This window comes from Dietzia sp. DQ12-76, from assembly GCF_014145045.1.
In the GTDB taxonomy this organism is placed as follows: domain Bacteria; phylum Actinomycetota; class Actinomycetes; order Mycobacteriales; family Mycobacteriaceae; genus Dietzia.
The window spans coordinates 1-3805 of sequence record NZ_JAALDV010000243.1 but is presented as its reverse complement, the minus strand read 5'-3'; the positions used below and the strand labels follow the sequence as shown (position 1 = coordinate 3805).

Genomic DNA, 3805 nt, shown 5'->3' with positions numbered 1-3805 from the left:
GCGACCCGCGTCCCCGAGCCCTGGACGGAGTCGACGAAGCCGGCGGCCGAGAGCTCGTCGAACGCCCGGACCACGGTGCCGCGGGAGAGCCCGGTCTGCCCGGCGAGCGCGCGCGTGGAGGGCAGCCTGTCGCCGTCGACCAGGGAACCGTCGGAGACCAGGTCGATGACCGCGTCCACCAGATCCGCGGCACCCGAGACCTCACCCAGGACCACCGATCCGGGACTTCCGGTGCGGGCCATGCTCCCATCGTAGGCGCGCGAGGCCGCAAAGTGGTCTCGCGGGTGTGCGAGAAGTGGACCTTCTTGCCTGTCCACTTATCCGGTGGGATGACCCCATGCAGATCTACCGCCAGTCCCGACGCCTCCGCGACGTGCGCTACGACGTGCGCGGCCCCCTGCTCACCGACGCCGAGCGACTCGAATCCCAGGGCCACGACGTACTGCGGCTCAATCTGGGGAACATGTACCCGTTCGGTCTCGAGGCGCGGCCCGAGATCGTGGAGGCGGTGAGTCGCGACCTCGGCAGCGGCCAGGCCTACTCGGACTCACGCGGCATCCCGGAGGCCAGGGCGGCGGTGGCCGACCACTACCGGCGATGCGGGGTGGCCGGGTTGCGCGCCGAGGACGTGTTCCTGGGCAACGGGGTGAGCGAACTCATCACGCTGGTCCTGCAGGCGTTGATCGACCCGGGCGACGAGATCCTGCTCCCGGCGCCGGACTACCCCACCTGGACCGGCGCGGTGAACCTCACCGGTGGCGTCCCCGTGCACTACCTGGCCGACGAGTCCGACGGCTGGAACCCGTCGCTCGCAGACATCGAGTCGAAGGTCACCCCGCGGACCACGGCGCTCGTGCTGATCAACCCCAACAACCCGACCGGGGCCGTCTACAGCGCGGAGACCGTCCGGGGCATGGCCGACATCGCCCGCCGGCACGGACTCGTCCTGCTCAGCGATGAGATCTACGAGAAACTGGTGTTCGGCGGAGCCCGACACCACCACGCGGCGCTCGCCGCCGGGGACGACGTCCTCTGCCTGACCTTCGGGGGGCTGTCCAAGGCGTACCGGGTATGCGGGTACCGGGCCGGCTGGGTGGCCGCGACAGGGCCTCTCGAGCGGGCACAGGACCTGCTCGAAGGACTCACCCTGCTGGCCAACATGCGGGTGTGCCCCAACGTCCCGGGTCAATACGCGATCCCGGTCGCGCTGGCGGAGGACTCACCGTGGGGCGCCGACGTGATCGACCCCGACGGCCGGATCGAGCGCCAACTCGCACTGGCGACCGAGCGCCTCGACGCCATCCCGGGCGTGAGCTGCGTGGCCCCCCGCGGCGCGCTCTACTGCTTCCCCCGGCTGGACACCGAGAGGTTCGGCATCCGGAGCGACGAGGACCTGGTGCTGGACCTACTGCGCTCCGAGCACGTGCTGGTGACCCACGGCACCGGCTTCAACTGGCCGGAGCCCGATCACTTCCGGATCGTGTGCCTGCCCGACGCCGCGGTGCTGGAGAGCGCGATCGGCAGGATCACCGGGTACCTCGAGCGGCGTGCCCACACGTCAAGAGCGCGAGGCCCCGGGGTCGGAGGTCAGCTCTCGAGAGCCGGCTTGATGTGATCCCACCCGGCGCCGAAGTTCTTGAGGAAGTTCGGCCAGTTGTGGAAGCCGGTGTCGGAGTAGTCGACCCGGTATCCGACTCCGGCGCGGTCCAGCGCCTTCTCCAACGCCTTCGACCCCTCCAGCACGCCCATCTCGAGCACCTGGCCGACGATCATGCTCAGGGCGTCCGCGCCACCGCGGTAGTACTCGAGGTCGGCGGGGCCGGCGACGTTGCTCCCGGAGGAGAAGTACACGGCCGTGTTCCTCAGATCCCCGGCATGGGAGACGGTGTCATGCCGCTTCCACTGCTCGCTGCGGCGCGGGCCCCACATGTTCTCGACGTCACCGCCGCGGGTCTCGATCGTGCCGCGGACGGACTGGTATCCGAGCGCGTCCATGGTCGAGTAGTACCCGCTGAACGACATGACGCCCCGGTAGATCTCGGGATAGGTGGCCGCGAGGTGCATGGCCGCCTGACCACCCATGGAGGCACCACCGATGGCGCTCTTGCCGTTGGTCTCCAGCCCCTTCGTCGCGAGCCCCTGCTCGACGATCCCCGGAAGCTCCCGGGTGAGGAAGGTCTCCCACTTGTTGTAGCCGAGCACGGGGTCGGCGCGGTTCCAGTCGGCGTAGTACGAGGCGTACGCGCCGGTCGGGATGACCACGTGGACGTTGTCCTCGCGCACGCGGTCGTGAATCCGCGCCTGGTGGTTCCAGCCGGAGTTGTATTCGGGAGCGTCGACGCCGTCGAGCATGTAGAGCACGGGCGCCGGGCCGTCGTCGGTGATGCGCGAGGGCACGACCTCCAGGATGACCTCGCGCTTCATCGCCGCGGACGTGACCAGCCAGTACTCGTACTCGCCGGACGTGCGCTCGACCTCGACGAACTCGGACGTGGTGATGGTCTCGTCCACCGGGCGGGGCGCGTTGGGGAGCGGGGTGGCGGAGCCCTCACCGTCCAGCGGGAAATCCGCGGAGCCGACGGAGCCGATGAACCGGGTGGCCGACCCGACCGGAACCGAACCGGCCGCCTCGAGGATGGTCCCCAGGCTCTCGGAACCCAGCGTCGAGGGGTCGATGCTGGCGGTCTGGGCGAGAACGGGAGTGGCCGACCCGAGGGTCAGGGCAACGGCGAATGCCCCGGCGGTGGCGACCACACGGTGGAGTCCGAGAGGCATGACGCTCCAAGTGCTGTGCGATGTGATCTGTGGAGCTTAGCGCTATCCCCGCAGCGCCTCCTCGACCGCGTCCCGCAGGTCCTCCGGCTTGCGGGTGGGACCGAACCTGTCGATCACCTTTCCGTCGCGCCCCACGAGGAACTTGGTGAAGTTCCACTTGATCCGCCCACCGAGCAAGCCGGATTTCTCGGATTTGAGCCAGTCGTAGAGCGGGTGGGCTCCCGACCCGTTGACCTCGATCTTGGAGAACACCGGGAACTCCACGCCGAAGTTGCGTTCGCAGAACGAGCCGATCTCCTCATCGGAGCCCGGTTCCTGGTGGGCGAACTGGTCACACGGGAATCCGAGTACCACGAAACCCTGGTCGCGGTAGTCCTCGTACAACTTCTGGAGCCCCTTGTACTGCGGGGTGAATCCGCACTTGCTGGCGGTGTTGACCACCAGGACCACCTGCCCGGCGTAGTCCGCCAGGTCCTTCTCGCTCCCGTCGAGCAGGCCCGCTCGAAAATCCGTGAGAGTGACATTGTCATCGGGCACGGCGCAGCTCCTCGTCGTCGTCATGACAGGCGGGGGACACCCGCCGTCCGTCCCGAGGCTTCCACACCCTCGCCCACCGCGCACCTGGCGTCACCTCGCCCGCTCCGCACCTGGCGTCACCTCGTCGCGGACGCTCCGGACACCTCGGGCATCCGCAACCCGGACACCGCCCCGATCACTCCGAGCACCGCCAGAAAGACCAGCGCCCATTCGATCCCCGCCAGCGCGAGAGCCGAGGTGATGCCGCCCGTCACGAGCAGGATGACGCCCATGGCCGAGTTGGAGACCGCGACGTAGGTCGTGCGCATGTCCCCCTCCGCCACGTCCACCACGTAGGTCTTGCGGCCCACCCGCACCCCGGAGTGCAGGAGGGTGAGCAGGAAGTAGCCGCCCACGAAGAACGCGGTCCCCGGGCCGGACGACCCGTCCACACCGAACAGCGAGACGGCGGCCACGAAACCGAGCGTCACCGCCGACGCAGCGGCGGCGGCCC

The 3805-nt window shown here is 69.1% G+C and carries 4 protein-coding genes and 1 pseudogene; 1 reads left to right on the top strand and 4 read right to left on the bottom strand.

All coding sequences use genetic code 11. The annotated features are described in order from the left end of the window. The coding region (locus G6019_RS09115) for a GntR family transcriptional regulator (protein ID WP_182627458.1) at positions 1-242 on the bottom strand (242 nt) is incomplete at its 3' end. A gap of 95 nt (positions 243-337) precedes the next feature. Here G6019_RS09115 and G6019_RS09110 point away from each other — a divergent pair. After that, complete coding sequence (locus tag G6019_RS09110; protein WP_241725960.1) at positions 338-1615, top strand: pyridoxal phosphate-dependent aminotransferase; 1278 nt, start codon at positions 338-340, stop codon at positions 1613-1615. On the opposite strand, the gene G6019_RS09105 is transcribed toward G6019_RS09110, so the two are convergent. The 3 genes and pseudogenes from G6019_RS09105 to G6019_RS09095 all read right to left on the bottom strand — a co-directional run. Continuing rightward, positions 1588-2775: an alpha/beta hydrolase gene (locus G6019_RS09105; protein WP_182612393.1), complete on the bottom strand. Its 1188-nt coding sequence runs from the start codon at positions 2773-2775 to the stop codon at positions 1588-1590. The genes G6019_RS09110 and G6019_RS09105 overlap by 28 nt on opposite strands. A 42-nt stretch (positions 2776-2817) precedes the next feature. Then, on the bottom strand, positions 2818-3336 hold the full coding sequence (locus tag G6019_RS09100; protein ID WP_156607295.1) for a glutathione peroxidase: 519 nt from the start codon (positions 3334-3336) through the stop codon (positions 2818-2820). Between the two features lie 92 nt (positions 3337-3428). Next, positions 3429-3805, bottom strand: a pseudogene (locus G6019_RS09095) (MFS transporter); the annotation flags it as partial.

Bases quoted from the DNA above. Each gene is read 5' to 3' on its own strand.
- G6019_RS09105 (WP_182612393.1), bottom strand. From the start codon at position 2,775: ATGCCTCTCGGACTCCACCGTGTGGTCGCCACCGCCGGGGCATTCGCC.
- G6019_RS09110 (WP_241725960.1), top strand. From the start codon at position 338: ATGCAGATCTACCGCCAGTCCCGACGCCTCCGCGACGTGCGCTACGAC.
- G6019_RS09100 (WP_156607295.1), bottom strand. From the start codon at position 3,336: ATGACGACGACGAGGAGCTGCGCCGTGCCCGATGACAATGTCACTCTC.